This is a genomic window from Mucilaginibacter sp. (genome assembly GCF_041663085.1).
In the GTDB taxonomy this organism is placed as follows: domain Bacteria; phylum Bacteroidota; class Bacteroidia; order Sphingobacteriales; family Sphingobacteriaceae; genus Mucilaginibacter.
The window spans coordinates 1-16,618 of record NZ_JBAZRC010000108.1 but is presented as its reverse complement, the minus strand read 5'-3'; the positions used below and the strand labels follow the sequence as shown (position 1 = coordinate 16,618).

Below are 16,618 nucleotides of genomic sequence, written 5' to 3'. Positions count from 1 at the left end.
CTGTTTGCCTTCGAAAGGGGTTGCATATTGCTTTGATTCGAATACCTTTTGGCCGCCCCTTGTAAACACCTGTACCAAACTGCCCGGGAATTTCTCTAACCCGGTTATTTTCCAGTAATCGTTAATGCCATCCTGGTTAGGGGTAAAGGCATTGCCGAATTTTACATCAACCAAAATTACTTCTACGTGTACTTTGGTCCGCAAGCTTTCGCAGGTGCCAATGTTGTATGATACATAGTAATCCCTGGTTTCGGCAACTGCAACGTTGAACGAGCCTTTTGCATTTTTCTGTAAAGGCTCTGTTGCTGTTTCTGTAGCATACAGGTTATAATTCCCCGCAATTGGGTTTATTACAGCCAGGTTAACAGACTCCGGAGAGCAGATCCTTTTATCGGTAAGTACAGGGGTGGCAGGTACAAACTGTATATTGTCAATCTCAATATGCTCGGCCACAAGCGGGATGGCGCATGGGGTAGCATCGGTAACCTTAAGGCTGTATTTGCCTTTACCAATACCATTTAATGATGGCGTATTGCCACCAATCTGCTGCCCGGTTGCTTCGTCTGTCCAGGTATAGGTATAAGGCGCAACACCACCGGTAACGGCAACACCATCAATATGGCCAAGCTTTTGGTTACACTGGTCGGCTGTAGGGGTGGGGTTATTAGTATCCGCAAAAAGAAGCAGCGGTGTTTTCTTCACCTCAAAGGGGCCAAGGGTTGACGGGCAATTATATTTATCAGTTACCAGTACGCGGTAAAAACCAGGTGCAAGGTCTGTTATTTGATTGCTGTTGCCGTTACTTACAGGTGTGTTATTCGCGTCAATCCATTGGTACGATTGTGGTATGATAGTGCCGTTAAATTGTAGTTTTATGCTACCGTTGCTCAGGTCGCAGGAGGCGGCTACAATATTAGGGCTGTAGCTGAACGTTTCCGGAAGCTGCCTTATCACATTAAACGATCTGCTGTTATCGCAGCCTGTAGCTGTGTTTTTTGCATATAAGGTGTATACTCCTTCAGCCAGATTAGGTAGGTCGTGATAAGTGTTTGGGTTGGTAGCTATCAGGCCGTTAGGTCCTGCCCATTGAAAAAAATCGGCATTATCTACATAAACACTATTTATAGCACCATTGTTAAGGCCGCAGGTAGGGCGGGTAATAATTCCGGCCGTGATGTTTACTGAATTGGTTTCCTGAATTGCGATGTAAGGCGTAGAATATGGGCTGCACTGGCTTTGGTCTCTTAACTCAAGCCGGTAAGATCCGCCCTTAACACCTGTAAGGTCTTTGCTGGTTTTTCCGGCTATAGGGTTATTATTAACATCATACCACTGGTAGGTTAACGTACCAATGCCTACATAGGTAGTTATATTTTTAATCGAGCCCTCGGCAATGCCACAACGGGCGGTTGCAACATCCATGGTAGACAGGTCATAATCGGGCCCGGGTTTTGGGGTTATGGCAAACGGAGCCGATGTTACCGAGCAACCGGCTTCGTCAGCTATAGTTACGGTGTATGTACCACCCGGTACTATGGCTTGTTTATTTGAGTAAATAGTGCCGGTTGCTGTGTTTTTCCAGGCAAAGGTGATATTGCCTGTTCCGCCTTTAAAATTAACATCAACCGGGAAAAACTTTTGACGGCATACCGGAACCGGTGGTATAGTGTTTTGTATGCTGATCCGCTGATCGTTAATAATAAAAAGTTTAGTGCTTTTCTGGCAGCCGCCGGGGTATTGAACAGTTAGCTGATAGGTGCCGGGCTGAAGGTTGCTGACGTTTTTAGTGTCGCCTATTGATGTTAATGTGCCGTTTTGTTCTTTTTTATCCCAATGGAAAAGCAAGCCGGTAAACGCCGGTTTTATAGTAATGCTACCTTTGTAATCGCAGGTAAATTGCTTAATCTCGATATCACTGTCGGCAATCTCTAATGATGAGAAAGGAGATGTGTTATTATTCCCATCGGTAGCGGTTGCAATAACCGGGCTGGTAATAGTGCCGCTGTAGGCCCACACACCGCTTGCATTTGAGTTAACGGTTGTAATATAGGTTTTACCCTGGCAGTTTACATAACCGCAGGCATCGGCATAAAATAATTCAATTTTTGAGTTTGGGGTAGCCACGCCCGATACCGCGGTGGCGCTAAAGCCAAGCACTTTTACAAATGGTACAGTGTAATAATTTGTTGATACGCTTATACCGTATTCTTTATTACAAAATATACTGTTGCGGCTTATTAAAGCATGGGCATCATTTAAAGCATCAATACCATAACTGTTATAGGCTATGATGTTTTTGGCAGTAGCAGCAGTGCCACCAATATTGCCCGAAGCATTTGCCCCAACCCTTATACCTGCGCCGTTACCCAGATCGGCAGTGCCCGTTTTATCGGTGCCAATTTTATTGCCTTCTATTTCAAACGTCGCGTTATCAATATATATACCATAATAGCGTTGGCCCGATACAATGTTATCAGTGATTTTGGCAAGAAGGCCGTTAGCGCCATCAATTAAAATACCATACATTCTGCCAAAAGTAGCGGCTACAAACAACGGGATGTTTTTAAAATCGGCAGTGCCGGCAAAATTAGTGCCTATTTTATTATTTTGAATGATGAGCGCATTGGTTGGCGATGTGAAATTATAACTGCGTGAAATAGCAATATTGGTAACATTGGCCGATATTACATTACCCATATTGGCGTTAATTCCCCCTATTGTAGCATTTTGGTTGACAGATAAATTAATGCCATATATATTGCTGTTTTCGGTAAAACCATCATCCAGCAGGCCAATGATGTTGCTTTGTATTTTAATTTCACTAACACCATTGTAGTAGTTGGTGTAGGAATTTGTAATGCCATAGCTATTGCCGCTAATTACATTCCCTTTGCCAGGGGCGCCAATGGTAATAAAGGATGCATCCCCGGTGATATAAATACCCGAATTTGCGTAAGGATTGGGGTTGTCAACCCTGGTTATTTTGTCAAAATTGCGGATGTATAGGCCATATATCTCAATGTTTTTTGCGGCCACGTAACCATTGTAAATATCGCCGTTAATATTTAAACCGTTAAAGTTTGCGGGCGATGTTTCGGGTTCAATAACAACCTTAGCGTCAGATACGCCAAAAACTGCACCCGTTTGGGTAGTACCATCAATAATCAGGTTTGATGAAACAAAAGGTAATTGGGTTTTTAGCCTGATGATGCGATCGGATATGAGTGTGCCTGGTAGCGCGAACCTGATGATATCCTGGGTGGCAACACCATTGGCGGCTGCATTGGTTAACGCTTCGCGAAGTGTACCTGGCCCAGCATCGGCATTACTGGTAACCGTAAATGTAGTGCCGAAACATATTTGCGAGCAGAAAAATATTATTGCGATTAGGAGTAAAGGTTTCTTCAAAAGCATAAAAAATAGGTCTCGTAAAGATATATATTTTACTTAGTAAACGAGTGCTATAATACCCCAGAAATCGCTTTAAAGTTTGGAGGGTAGATTGGAAGATACAGCCAATTTTATTTGCCTTTTTAAACAACAAGGGCTATTTTAATAATTAAAATAGCCCTTGTTGTTTAGTATAATTACTTTTTGTAATTAAGCATTTGGGTCGGTGCAGCAAACCAGATCCTGCCCCGTTTGGCAGTATTGTAGCTGGTTTGGCGTGTAAGTGCAACCATAGGTTAACAATGGCGGCGGGGCCTGGCATGAGCATCCCGGAGGAGGAGGTAATTTACCGCCAGTTACGTTTTTCATTTCGGTTCTTGTCAGTTGTTTTTTCATTTATTTAGTTATTATTTAGTTTCAGTTATTAAGGGTGGCGTTCTGTACTGCTGTTTACGCTTCCTAAAGCTAAATTATCGATATTAATTTAGTAGAAATTTTGATTTCGATTAAATTAATGCACTAATCTGCAATGTTAACTTGTTGCTTATAAGGCAATATAGGTATAAATTATTAGTCAATAAAATTTAAGAAAAATATATAATTAAATACACCTGGGGTTTATTCGTTTTAGGTTATTTGGAGTGCTATATTAATATTACTGTAAAATATGTTTAACACATTATACCCGATTGTTATTCAACACGTAAAATTGTACCTTTGCACTAAATTTTAAGGGACACCCATTTCAATGAAGCTGAACGTAGATTACCAGGAAAAATTCCAGCAGAGGCACATAGCGCCAAACCAGGCAGATACCGATAAAATGTTAAAAACCATCGGTGTAAATACGCTTGATGAATTGATAGACGAGACAGTACCGGCCAAAATACGATTGAAAAATCCGCTGAATTTGCCGGCCGCGAAAAGTGAGTTCGATTACCTGAACACGCTTAAACAAACTGCTTCAAAAAATAAAGTATTTAAATCATACATCGGCCAGGGGTATTATGATGTAATTGTACCCGGTGTTATACAGCGTAACATCCTTGAAAACCCGGGATGGTACACTCAATACACGCCTTACCAAGCTGAGATTGCACAGGGCCGCTTACAGGCACTGTTAAATTTCCAAACTATGGTTATTGATTTAACCGGGATGGAAATTGCCAACGCATCGTTACTGGATGAAGGCACCGCCGCTGCTGAGGCGATGTTTATGCAGTACAGCTTACGCAAAAACAATGCGGCTAACGTTTTCTTCGTATCTGAAGAGGTATTCCCGCAAACCATTGATATTTTAAAAACCCGCAGCGAGCCTTACGGCATAAAACTGCAAATTGGCGATCACCGGACCGTACAATTAACCGACGATATGTTTGGGGCCATTGTACAATACCCTGCTGGTAACGGTCAGGTTTATAACTATACTGATTTTGCTGCCGCACTGCATGATAAAGGCATTAAACTAACCGTTGTTGCCGATATTATGAGCCTTATCCTCTTAACCCCTCCGGGTGAATGGGGTGCGGATATTGTTGTTGGAAGTACCCAGCGCTTTGGCGTGCCAATGGGCTTTGGTGGCCCGCACGCGGCATTTTTTGCCACAAAAGAAGAATATAAACGCGCTATCCCCGGCCGTATCATTGGTGTAACCATCGATAGCGCGGGTAACTATGCTTTGCGTATGGCATTGCAAACCCGCGAGCAGCACATCCGCAGGGATAAGGCAACCTCAAATATTTGTACGGCGCAGGCTTTACTGGCTATTATGGCCGGTATGTACGCGGTGTACCACGGCCCGCAAGGCTTAAAATTAATAGCCGAAAGAATCCACGGCTTAACCGTGTTGTTGGCTAACTCTTTAAAAGAGCTTGGTTATGAACAATTAAATGATATCTATTTTGATACTCTGAAAATTGAGCTTGGCGCTTTAGCCGGCCCGGTAAAATCAGAAGCTTTAAATAACGAGGCTAACCTTAACTATAAAGGCACCGTAGCAACCATCTCTATTGATGAAACTACATCGCCCGACGACATTAGGACCATTGTACGTTTCTTTGCCAAGGTGAAAGGTAAAACCCTTGCCGATTCAAACTTCGAAACTTTGAAAGGTAATGTAGAGGGTATTATACCTGCTGAACTGCAACGTACATCAGCTTACTTAACACACGGCTTGTTTAACTCGCACCATTCTGAACATGAGATGCTGCGTTACATCAAATCGCTGGAGGCAAAAGATCTTTCACTTTGCCACTCGATGATAGCTTTAGGTTCATGTACCATGAAACTGAATGCAACTACTGAGATGGTACCGGTTACCTGGGCCGAGTTTAGTAAAATGCACCCTTTTGCACCAATCGACCAGGTTGGCGGCTACATGCAGCTGTTTGATGAACTGAACCGCTGGTTAAGCGAAATTACTGGCTTTGCGGCCATGAGCTTACAGCCAAATGCAGGCGCACAAGGCGAATACGCAGGCCTGATGGTTATCCGCGCTTATCATAACGACAGGGGCGACCATCATCGTAATATAGCGCTTATCCCATCATCAGCACACGGTACTAACCCCGCATCAGCGGCTATGGCCGGCATGAAAATAGTTGTGGTAAAATGCGACGATAACGGTAACATTGACGTTGCCGATATGAAGGGCAAAGCCGAGCAATACAAAAACGAACTTTCGTGCCTGATGGTAACTTATCCGTCAACCCACGGCGTGTTCGAGGAATCTATCATTGAGATCTGCGAAATTATCCATGCAAATGGCGGCCAGGTTTATATGGATGGCGCTAACATGAACGCACAGGTAGGCTTAACCAGCCCGGCTAATATTGGTGCCGATGTTTGCCACCTTAATTTACACAAAACCTTTTGTATACCACACGGCGGTGGCGGCCCGGGCATGGGCCCCATTGGTGTAGCTAAACACCTGGTGCCTTACTTACCCGGGCATGCTGTGGTTGATATTGATAATGGCAAAGCTATCCATGCGGTATCTGCCGCGCCATGGGGTTCTGCATCTATTTTAATTATATCTCATGCGTACATCGCCATGATGGGCGGCGACGGTTTAACTAATGCAACCCGCTACGCTATACTAAACGCGAACTATATTAAAACACGCTTAAAAGACCATTACAACGTATTGTACACCGGCGCTAAAGGCCGTTGTGCGCATGAAATGATACTTGACTGCCGTTCGTTTAAAACATTTGGCGTTGAGGTTACCGATATTGCCAAGCGTTTAATGGATTATGGTTTCCACGCGCCAACAGTATCGTTCCCGGTTGCGGGTACGGTAATGATTGAGCCAACCGAATCTGAACCGAAACACGAGCTTGACCGTTTCTGCGATGCTATGATCTCTATCCGTCATGAAATTATGGATGTGGAGAATGGTATATCTGATAAAACAGATAACCCGTTAAAGAACGCGCCACATACCGCTGCTGTAATTACCGGCAACGAGTGGGAGCATCCATACACACGCCAAAAAGCAGCTTACCCGCTGCCTTATGTAGCGGCATATAAATTCTGGCCATCTGTTGGCAGGGTTAATGATACTTATGGCGACAGAACGCTGATTTGTTCATGCCCGCCGTTAACAGATTATGAATTTGAAGAAAGCGAAGTAACAACCCCCGAATACGGAACTTGAAAAGTAGAGAAAGGCAATCAGCAATGATTGCCTTTTTTGCTAATATGTAACTGCAACATGTAACAAAATGGTCAAATTATCGTAAACCAAATAGGTGGCGGTATAAGAACTAAAAATAGCTACATTACGTAATTAAAATAATGTGTGGTTAATAGTTGCCCTATAACTTTACAAAAAAAATAACGTTACAACCTGTAGGAATATAACCTTTTAATTTGTAATTCCGTATAAATAGACATGAGCCCTAATAACGACAAGACAGTAAGCGTATTATTGGTTGACGACGACGAAATAAACAACTTTATATCTATAAAGCTGATCAAGAAGGCTTTGACCAATTCTGATATTATGGCATGCCTTAATGGGAAATTTGCGATAGATCAACTGGCTGATATACAGCGTAAAGACCCGGAAAAATTGCCGGATTATATCCTGCTGGATATTAATATGCCCATCATGAACGGTTGGGAATTTTTAGATGAGTACAAGCGCCTTAACCTCGACCCTTTGGGTAAAAGTAAGATCTACATTATCTCTTCATCAGTATTTAGTAACGATATTAACAAGGCGCGTTCATACCCCCTTGTTAAAGATTTTATATCAAAACCGCTTAACGTAGAAAAAATTAAAGAACTTTTTGGCGTATCGCAATATTAAATCGCAGTTACGGTAAATACCTCGTCCTGGTAGTTAACCGTGCCAATAGCTGTAGCTCTGGCGTGATAAAACAAACAGATATCCCCCTCTGAAGCCGCTTTTTTGCCATATTGTATCCGCAGTTCGGCAGAGCGGTGCCCATCATAGTCGTATTTAGCTACAAACTTTCTTATTAATTGCTCGGGTTCGGGCAGCTCATCACCTCCAAAAAAAACTTTAGTACCTTCCAGGTCTATCCAAAATACCTGATGAAATTTACTGTGCCCCGCAGATAGCTCATACTTAATGCCCTGCTTGTATTCGCCGCTGCCCTCAACAAAATCAATTTTAGCGCTGGCTTGCAGTGCCTCAAAAATTTCTTTATGATATGATGTCGAAGCACCCGATAGGCCAAACGTAAACTCATCGCGCTGGATAACATGCGTTGCCTGTGGGAAGCTTGGTTCAAGCTTCCCGTTACGTTCTACCACCAGTCCACCCGAATGGTCATAATGCAGGTGCGACATTAACACGAGGGTAACATCCTCCGGATCAAACCCCGCATTGCGGATGTGCTGGTGTAAAAGCAGTTCGTCGCGGGTATCTTTATAACCAAGGCCTGCATCAAGTACTATCAGGTCATCGGCAGTCTTTATCAGGAACGGGTTAACGTGGATGAACAACGAACCCGGGCGGTCTTTTTTACTATCAGTTTCGGGATTAAAAGGAATGAATTTTTTAGTAGCATCAACCGAGTATGAGCCTTCGCCCAACGCAAAAATTTCCATAAATATGATATTTGCTGCAAATATAACCTACAGAAATCAAGCAAGCGAAAATTGGCGAACTAAGGCCGTTTTTTGACGAAAATGTAACGTTTTAAAGTTTAATACGTCTGTTAAATGGATGCTGTTTTAACCGGTTTGGACAATCATCCCAAAGAGAGTGATAAAATATTTTAAATAAAATTTTGATATACGAAAACTATCGTACATATTTGTACGAAGAAATTCGTATAACTTTTATAACATGGATTTGAAACCGACAGAAAGCGAACTTGAGATATTGCAAGTGATTTGGAAAAAGGGGCAGTGCAGCGTTCGTGATGTTCATGAAGAACTGGCAAAAAATAAAGATTCGGGCTATACCACAACCCTTAAACTAATGCAGATAATGCATGAAAAAGGTTTGGTTGAGCGCGATACCAACGCCAAAACCCATTTATATAAAGCATTGATCACTCGCGAACAGGCACAGCAGGGTGCGCTTGATAAAATTTTATCAACAGTGTTTAAAGGGTCAACATCTGACCTGGTGATACAGGCCCTTGGCCAGCACCGGGCATCAAAAGATGAAATAGACGCGATAAAGAATTTTTTAGATCAGTTTGAGGGTAGAGATTAAAGATTTGTGGTTAGAGATTGGGTAAGCAATTTAGAGTTTAGAATTTAGCTTTTAGAATTTCAATACAATGGAAAATATACTATATAACATCAGCCAGGTTTTAGGGATAACCATCATCCACTCATTGTGGCAGGGCTTGCTTATTTACTTCCTGTTAAGGGTGGTGTTATTGCTTGCGTCGGGGCTTACTGCTTCAAAAAAATACCTGATGGCAGTAAGCAGCCTGTTGGCTATTACAGGATGGTTTGCCTATACGCTTATCCACGAGATACAATTGTACGATTGGCTTGCCAAGCCGGTTAACCCAGCTAATATGCCTTTACTGGCAGCTTTTCCAAATATTCAACAATTAGGAACTCAAACTATCCGATACTATTATAATATTGAAAAATATCTGCCATATGTAACCGCTGTATATGTTTTAGGTTTAATGCTTAATATGGCAAGGGTTGTACTGGCACACAGAAAGATCCGCACCATTAAGCGCACCATGAGCCTGGGTGTACAGTTACAACAGCAAATAGGCAGTTTTGCCAAAAAACTTGATATCACTAAAACGGTAAGGGTAGGCTTTAGCCAAATGGTTGACGTGCCCTGCATTGTAGGCTTTTTAAAACCTGTAATACTGCTGCCCGTTACATTATCTACCTACCTGGAAGCCGAAGAAATTGAAGCCATATTAATGCACGAACTGGCTCATATTAAACGTAACGACTACCTTATTAACCTGCTGCAGCAAGTTGTAACCACGTTGTTATTTTTTAATCCGTGCGTATTACTTATCAATAAAATAATTGGGGAAGAACGTGAAAACAGCTGCGACGATTTAGTTGTAGACAGCACCAAAGCCCCCGTTGTTTATGCGAAAGCTTTATTCAAATTAGAGCAAAACCGCCAAAATGAGTTGCAGTTAGCGCTGGCTGTAACAGGCAAAAAGTATCAATTATTAAACCGAATCGAAAGAATCATGAAAACAAAAAAACAAATGCCAAGCATTAGGCCAACATTAGTGGCTATGCTTATACTAACTATAGGCATTAGCGGTTTAGCACTGCTTAATCCCGAAATTGCGCAGGGTAAAATATCTGTAAAAGCCATAACCCCCGAAGTAATAAAAAGCTTTATTAGCGATACCATCCCGGCAAAAAAAGCTATGAAGGCAAAAAGGACTGCCGAAAAGGCAGCCGCCAAAAACCGGGAAATTACCACAACAAAGATCAAAGCAGAAATTGCTGCAACCAGGGCAAAAAACAGGGATACTTACCGCTACGGAAACTATACCTTTAACGAGGGAATAGATGACCCGCAATTAGAAAAACTGAGCAAGGAGGTTGAACGCCATGGAGATGCTATCAGTAAATATTACGATAGCCCCGAATTTAAAGCCAAAAGCGAAGAAATGGATAAGCTGGGTAAACAAATTGATGCCTTTTATAATAGCCCCGAGATAAAACAAGCAACCGCCGACCAGGAAAAAGCCGCTGCCGAATATGAGAAGATTTGGGGTGGAAGAAGCGTTGACATGGAGAAAACCGGTAAACAAATGGAGGGTTTAGGTAAAAAAATAGAGACCTATTTTAACGCCCCCGAGTTTAAAGCTTTGAATGATAAGCTGAAGAAAAAATACGGGATAACCAGTAATGATTATAACGATAGCAGCAACGAGAATTACAAAAAATACCAGGCCGAGCTGGACCAAAACCTATCACCGCAAATAAAAGAAACAACTGCCCAAATGAGAAAATTAGGCGAGCAAATGCGTGGCCTGAGCAGTAGCCCCGATGCGGTAAAACAACGCGAAGCTATGCGTACCGCCGGCGAAAACATGCGCAAAGCTTATAATAACCCCGATATTAAAGCAACTCAGGAAAGAATGCGCAAGATTGGCGAAGAGATGCGCAATTTTACCGCTAACCCGGATATGAAGAGAGAGAAAGAAGAACTACGTGCCGCTTCAGAAAAATTACGTGCCTATACCAGATCGCCAGAGTTTAAAAAGAAGGTTGCCGAGTATCGCAAAACCCACCCTTCTAACGTTTATCATTGGGATAACAGGGACGCACAGGAGTATGTAGAAAAACCACAGGCACCTGAGAAACCCGAAGCACCTGAGAAGCCAGAAAGCAATTAGTATTTGGTGAATGGTTGATTGGGTTGGATGAATGGTTTATAACTACTCATCACTTAACTCAATCAACCACTCACAAATCCTATTAAAATTAGTAATTTAGTATCCTCAAAAAAAGGATACTTTTTTTATGCTTCAAAAGTTAACCATACAAAATTACGCGCTTATAGATAACCTCGAGATCAATTTTGATAAGGGGCTTAATATACTTACCGGCGAAACGGGAGCGGGTAAATCAATCATTTTAGGGGCACTGTCGCTTATATTAGGGCAGCGTGCCGAGAGCCGTTACTTTTTTAATCAGCAAAAAAAGTGTGTGATAGAAGGCTCTTTTAAAATTGCCGATTTTCATCTGAAAAACTTTTTTGAGGATAACGACCTCGACTACGAGGGCGAAACCGTTTTACGGCGCGAGATCTCGGCTGATGGCAAATCGCGCGCGTTTGTGAACGATACCCCGGTTAACCTTACCCAGATCAAAAACCTGGGCGAAAAGCTGATAGACATCCACTCGCAACACGCCACCCGCGAAATTAACGACCCTGATTTTCAACTGTTGGTGGTTGATGGCGTTGCCGGGCACCATGAGCTGTTAGGTAGCTACCAAACCAAATATCGCGCATATAAAAAATCTCTTAAACAGCTTGATGAGCTTATAACACAAAACGATAAAGCCAAAGCCGACCTTGATTACTACCAGTTTCAGTTTGATGAACTGGAAAAGGCCGGCATAGCTGCCGATGAGCAGGAGGGGCTTGAAAAGGAACTCGCCACACTTACCAACGCCGAAGAGATAAAACGTAACCTGCTGGGCGCACATTACCTGATGCATGAGGGCGAAACATCTGCCATTATACAACTGCGCGAGGCTGGCCAGCAGTTATCAACTATAGAACAATATAACCCTGGGGTAGAAGAGCTGCACGGGCGCTTAAAAAGCACCCTCATCGAGCTAAAAGATATAGCCGCCGAACTTGAAAATATAGAGCAACGTACTTTTACAAATGAGGCCCGCGCCGAAGAGATGAATACCCGCTTAAGCATGTTATACAACCTGCAAAAAAAGCACCGCGTAAATAGCAATGCCGAGTTGTTAGCCATCCAGGAGGATTTGTCGGACAAAATTCAGCAGGCAGTGTTTGGCGATGAAGCGGTAGAGAAGTTGCAAAAGCAAATTAGTGCCGATAAGGATGAACTGACAGGCATTGCTAATGAACTATCGGCTAACCGTAGTAAAGCTATCCCTGTTATTAGGCAAAAGGTATTGGCCAACCTAACCGAGATGAGTATGAGTAATTCTGCTTTAGAGATAGAGCAAGCGCCGCTGGCAGATTTAGGTGCTACAGGTATTGATACTATCCGCTTTATGTTTTCGGCCAATAAGGGCCATGCACTGGCCGATATGAGCAAGGTAGCATCGGGAGGGGAATTGAGCAGGTTAATGCTCAGCATCAAATCAATCATAGCCGAGTATACCGCCCTGCCAACTATTATTTTTGACGAGATAGATACAGGCGTTAGCGGCGAGGTTGCCAACAAGGTAGGGCAGGTGATGGAACGCCTGTCGAGTAACCTGCAGGTAATAACTATAACCCACCTGCCGCAAATTGCGGGTAAAGGCCAAAGCCATTACTTTGTTTATAAGGACGATGCTGAATCGGTTACTAAAACCCGTATAAAAAAGCTGAATATTGAAGAGCGTATGCAAGAAATTGCTAAAATGCTAAGCGGCGATAACCCCGGCGAAAGTGCCCTGCAAAATGCAAGGGAACTGTTAAGTATTTAAGATGTTGTATTTTTAGAATTACGATTTGGTCTGCAATCTAAAATCGTAATTCTAAAATCGTAAATAAAACATAACTTTGCCCCACTTATAAAACTAAAAACAATGGCTTACAATTTATTAAAAGGTAAAAAGGGAATTATTTTTGGTGCGCTAAATGAGCAATCAATAGCCTGGAAAGTGGCGCAACGCTGCCACGAAGAAGGTGCCGAAATAGTTTTAACCAACTCGCCGCTGGCATTGCGCATGGGCGAACTGAATAAACTTGCAGAGGAATGTAATGCCCCTGTTATACCGGCTGATGTAACCAGCAACGAGGATGTAACCAACCTGTTCACCAAAAGTATAGAGCATTTTGGCGGCGGTGTTGATTTTGTGCTGCACTCTATAGGCATGAGCGTAAATGTGCGTAAAGGCATCCCTTACACAGATAACAACTACGAATTTACCCACAAAGGGCTTGATATATCTGCACTAAGCTTTCACCGCGTGCTGCAAACAGCCATGAAGCTGGATGCTATAAACGAGTGGGGATCGGTAGTAGCTTTAACTTATATTGCCGCCCAGCGTGTATTCCCTGATTATAACGATATGGCCGATAACAAGGCTTACCTGGAAAGTATTGCCCGTAACTTTGGTTACCAGTATGGTGTTAAAAAACATGTACGTGTAAATACGGTATCGCAATCGCCAACACGCACAACAGCAGGTAACGGTGTAAAAGGTTTCGACGGTTTTATTAACTATGCCGAGAAGATGAGCCCGCTGGGGAATGCGGATGCCGACCAGTGCGCTGATTACTGCGTTAGTTTATTTAGCGACCTGACCAAAATGGTTACCATGCAAAACCTTTTCCACGACGGTGGTTTCTCTTTCACCGGCGTAACTGCTGCCGTGATTGAGCAAATGGAGAAATAATAATTTATTCCAGATTTGTAATATTGAACTTGTTGAAGAATTGGCTTGCTAATTCTTTGATAAGTTCAGACAAACATATTCATTAACAGAAAAGGCCTTCGGATATCCGAAGGCCTTTTCTGTTAAATTTATTTCGATTGCTTACTGTACGTTTGAGTCGATCAACACAATTTTTATATCCAAAGGAACAGGCAATGTTGGCGTACCCGTGCCCGTTGGGTTTTGTGCATATATAGTAACCCGGCCCACGTCATGAGTAAAACTAAATGCCTGGCCGGCAAAAACCTCAGGGACCTGCTCCCATTGGGTATCTCCGGTATTAGCAATGTACACCAAAACGGCACCATTTTCACTATAAGTCTTGTCTAGCTTAGGTACATTTATATCCGTTTTATAAAAGCTGCGCCCATTTTCGGTGACTAATGTCCAATCTGTTACATTTGTTGCATAAACCGTTTGGTTTGTGTTGCCACCTTGAACAATAGTTTCTTTTTTACATGATGCGGCTGTCAGCGCTATAATTGACACGCATAGGATAGATAATAATTTTTTCATATGTGATTTGTTTTTTGCCATAAACCGGTTATGACAACTATCATAACGGTTAATAACGTGTTTTTGTATATAAGAACAAATATCATGCAAAAGGTTTAACTAACTAATAAATTAGTTAACTTTATTTTTTATGAAACGTTTACTCTTATTCATTTCTTTATTACCACTTACCTGTTTTGCCCAAATCAACATTACAGGTAAACTTACAAACGCAACCGATAAAAGCCCTGTAGCAGATGCAAGCGTGTTTTTAAGCAACGCAACAGTAGGCAATAAATCTGCTACCGACGGTACCTTTATATTACGACATGTAAATCCGGGGCAATACGAACTGGTGGTGACCGTGCTCGGATTCGAAACCTATCGGCAAACTGTTATGGCCGCAGGCGAGAACCTGAGCCTGCCCGACATTCAGCTAACGCCAAAAACAAATCAGCTTAAAGAAGTAGTAATAAAACCCGACCCCGACTGGGAATGGAAGTATGATGTTTTTAAGCGGGAGTTTTTAGGTTCGTCGGAGTTAGCGAAAGAATGCAAAATACTAAACCCCGAAATGGTAGATCTGGAGTTTGATAAAGCTACGCGAACGCTAACCGGCTCATCATACGGTTTTTTGGAGGTAGAGAATAAGGCCCTGGGCTATAAGGTTAAATACCTGCTCTCCAAATTTACCAAAAATAATAAATCGGGACTGTTGTATTTTGAAGGGTCGACTTTATTTGAGGACATGAAAGGTACGCCTAAGCAGCATCGCCGCTGGCTAAAAAACCGCCGGATAGCTTACGAAGGATCGTCGATGCATTTTTTGCGGGCGGCAGTGGGTGATAATGTAGAAGGCAATGGCTTTAAGGTATTAAGGCTGATAAGAAAACCAAACCCTGGTTATAACGGCTTTAACGATAAGTATTTTCAAACGCTGGTAAATGTACCTTTAAAAACTATCGAGTATACCTCCATTACAGATGTAAAAGGCATGTTCGCTTTAAAATTTACCGATTGTTTATATTTAATGTACACCAAAAAGCGTGATAATAGCCCCGATAACAAGGTGATACAATCGTTAACTATGCCAAATTACTTAACCACCATACTGTCTTTTGAGGGGCCTTACACGCTGTTTGATAGCAACGGCGTTATACAAAACCCAGCCAGTATAAACTTTGAAGGTAATTGGGGTAAAAGCCGCGTTGCAGAAATGTTACCGGTTGATTATTCGCCCGAAGAAAAGTAATTGTATATTTAGGCATACTAACCTATGAAACACCTGTTACTGCTATTGTTATTATTACCACTGTGCTGTTTTGCACAACTAAAAGTGAGGGGAAAAGTTGTTAATGCAACCGATGGTAAGCCGGTACCCGATGCAAGTGTGTTTTTAAATAATGCAACAATCGGTACAAAGTCTGGCCAGGATGGCTCATTTTTTCTTCGCGGTTTGCGCCCCGGGCAATATGATATGATAGTAAGTGTAGTTGGTTATGAGCGTTATAGTGTAGCTATAATGGTTGATAACGATATGGTATTGCCCGATGTAAAACTGGTAGCCAAAGTAATGATGCTAAAACCGGTAACCATAGGCACTGCCCAGCGATGGAAACAGCTGAAAGAGTTTAAAGCACAGTTTTTTGGTAAATCGGCCTTTGCAATGCAATGTAAACTCAAAAACCCCGAAGTTTTAGATTTGTACTATAGTAATCACCAGTTAAAACTTACAGGCCAGTCTGACGATTTTTTGGAAATTGATAATAATGCCCTGGGTTATAAATTAAAATACTTGCTTAACAGCTTTGTGTTGGATAAAGAGGCAGGGCAGGTTGCTTACGAAGGTTCGGTTCTGTTTGAAGAAAAAGCAGGTACACCGGCTGATAGCCTCCGCTGGAAAAAGAACCGCTTAACGGCCTACAATGGTTCGGCAACGCATTTTTTGCGACAAGTATTAGCCGGTAATGCCGAGCAGGATTACCAGGTGCGTAATTATTGCATACCATGGAAAGATGTAACAACCGGGCAGTTTGTATACGATACCCTGGGGGTAACCGATTATGTACACCGTACAGAGCGGCGGGGAGTATTTGCCATGAGCAATAATGATAAGGTAGAGGTTTATTATTTTAAGCCACGGTACTCGCCGGGGTTTGGCTTTGTG

At 42.4% G+C, this 16,618-nt stretch carries 12 protein-coding genes; 8 read left to right on the top strand and 4 right to left on the bottom strand.

Annotated elements, in window-relative coordinates; genetic code table 11:
* Positions 1-3,408: gliding motility-associated C-terminal domain-containing protein (locus WC615_RS17060; protein WP_372979282.1), on the bottom strand; the 3,408-nt coding region annotated here is incomplete at its 3' end.
* Positions 3,409-3,600: 192 nt separating this feature from the next.
* Positions 3,601-3,786, bottom strand: a complete 186-nt coding sequence (locus WC615_RS17055) for a hypothetical protein (RefSeq protein ID WP_191177370.1) — start codon at positions 3,784-3,786, stop codon at positions 3,601-3,603.
* Between the two features lie 352 nt (positions 3,787-4,138).
* Between WC615_RS17055 and gcvP the strand changes: the two genes are divergently transcribed.
* Together gcvP and WC615_RS17045 are read left to right on the top strand one after the other, a co-directional pair.
* Positions 4,139-7,048 (top strand): aminomethyl-transferring glycine dehydrogenase, encoded by a 2,910-nt coding sequence (gene gcvP, locus WC615_RS17050; RefSeq protein WP_372979281.1) that lies wholly within the window; start codon positions 4,139-4,141, stop codon positions 7,046-7,048.
* A 237-nt stretch (positions 7,049-7,285) separates the two neighbouring features.
* Entirely contained in the window at positions 7,286-7,705 is a 420-nt protein-coding gene (locus tag WC615_RS17045) for a response regulator (protein ID WP_191177368.1), read from the top strand.
* On the opposite strand, the gene WC615_RS17040 is transcribed toward WC615_RS17045, so the two are convergent.
* Entirely contained in the window at positions 7,702-8,472 is a 771-nt protein-coding gene (locus tag WC615_RS17040; protein WP_372979280.1) for an MBL fold metallo-hydrolase, read from the bottom strand. The two genes, WC615_RS17045 and WC615_RS17040, sit on opposite strands and share 4 nt — an antisense overlap.
* A gap of 241 nt (positions 8,473-8,713) precedes the next feature.
* On the opposite strand from WC615_RS17040, the gene WC615_RS17035 reads away from it, so the two are divergent.
* The 4 genes from WC615_RS17035 (at position 8,714) to WC615_RS17020 (ending at position 13,917) form a co-directional block, all read left to right on the top strand.
* Positions 8,714-9,088: a BlaI/MecI/CopY family transcriptional regulator gene (locus WC615_RS17035; RefSeq protein WP_372979279.1), complete on the top strand. Its 375-nt coding sequence runs from the start codon at positions 8,714-8,716 to the stop codon at positions 9,086-9,088.
* 67 nt (positions 9,089-9,155) lie between these two features.
* Complete coding sequence (locus WC615_RS17030; RefSeq protein ID WP_372979278.1) at positions 9,156-11,219, top strand: M56 family metallopeptidase; 2,064 nt, start codon at positions 9,156-9,158, stop codon at positions 11,217-11,219.
* Positions 11,220-11,346: 127 nt separating this feature from the next.
* Positions 11,347-13,002: a DNA repair protein RecN gene (gene recN / locus WC615_RS17025; protein WP_372979277.1), complete on the top strand. Its 1,656-nt coding sequence runs from the start codon at positions 11,347-11,349 to the stop codon at positions 13,000-13,002.
* 102 nt (positions 13,003-13,104) lie between these two features.
* Positions 13,105-13,917 carry an enoyl-ACP reductase gene (locus WC615_RS17020; protein ID WP_372979276.1) on the top strand — a complete coding sequence of 271 codons (813 nt, stop codon included), beginning with the start codon at positions 13,105-13,107 and terminating at the stop codon, positions 13,915-13,917.
* Between the two features lie 141 nt (positions 13,918-14,058).
* On the opposite strand, the gene WC615_RS17015 is transcribed toward WC615_RS17020, so the two are convergent.
* Entirely contained in the window at positions 14,059-14,472 is a 414-nt protein-coding gene (locus WC615_RS17015; protein ID WP_372979275.1) for a hypothetical protein, read from the bottom strand.
* Between the two features lie 130 nt (positions 14,473-14,602).
* Between WC615_RS17015 and WC615_RS17010 the strand changes: the two genes are divergently transcribed.
* Together WC615_RS17010 and WC615_RS17005 are read left to right on the top strand one after the other, a co-directional pair.
* On the top strand, positions 14,603-15,703 hold the full coding sequence (locus WC615_RS17010) for a carboxypeptidase-like regulatory domain-containing protein (RefSeq protein ID WP_372979274.1): 1,101 nt from the start codon (positions 14,603-14,605) through the stop codon (positions 15,701-15,703).
* 24 nt (positions 15,704-15,727) lie between these two features.
* Positions 15,728-16,618 (top strand): carboxypeptidase-like regulatory domain-containing protein (locus tag WC615_RS17005; RefSeq protein WP_372979273.1); only part of this gene is annotated, 891 nt, incomplete at its 3' end.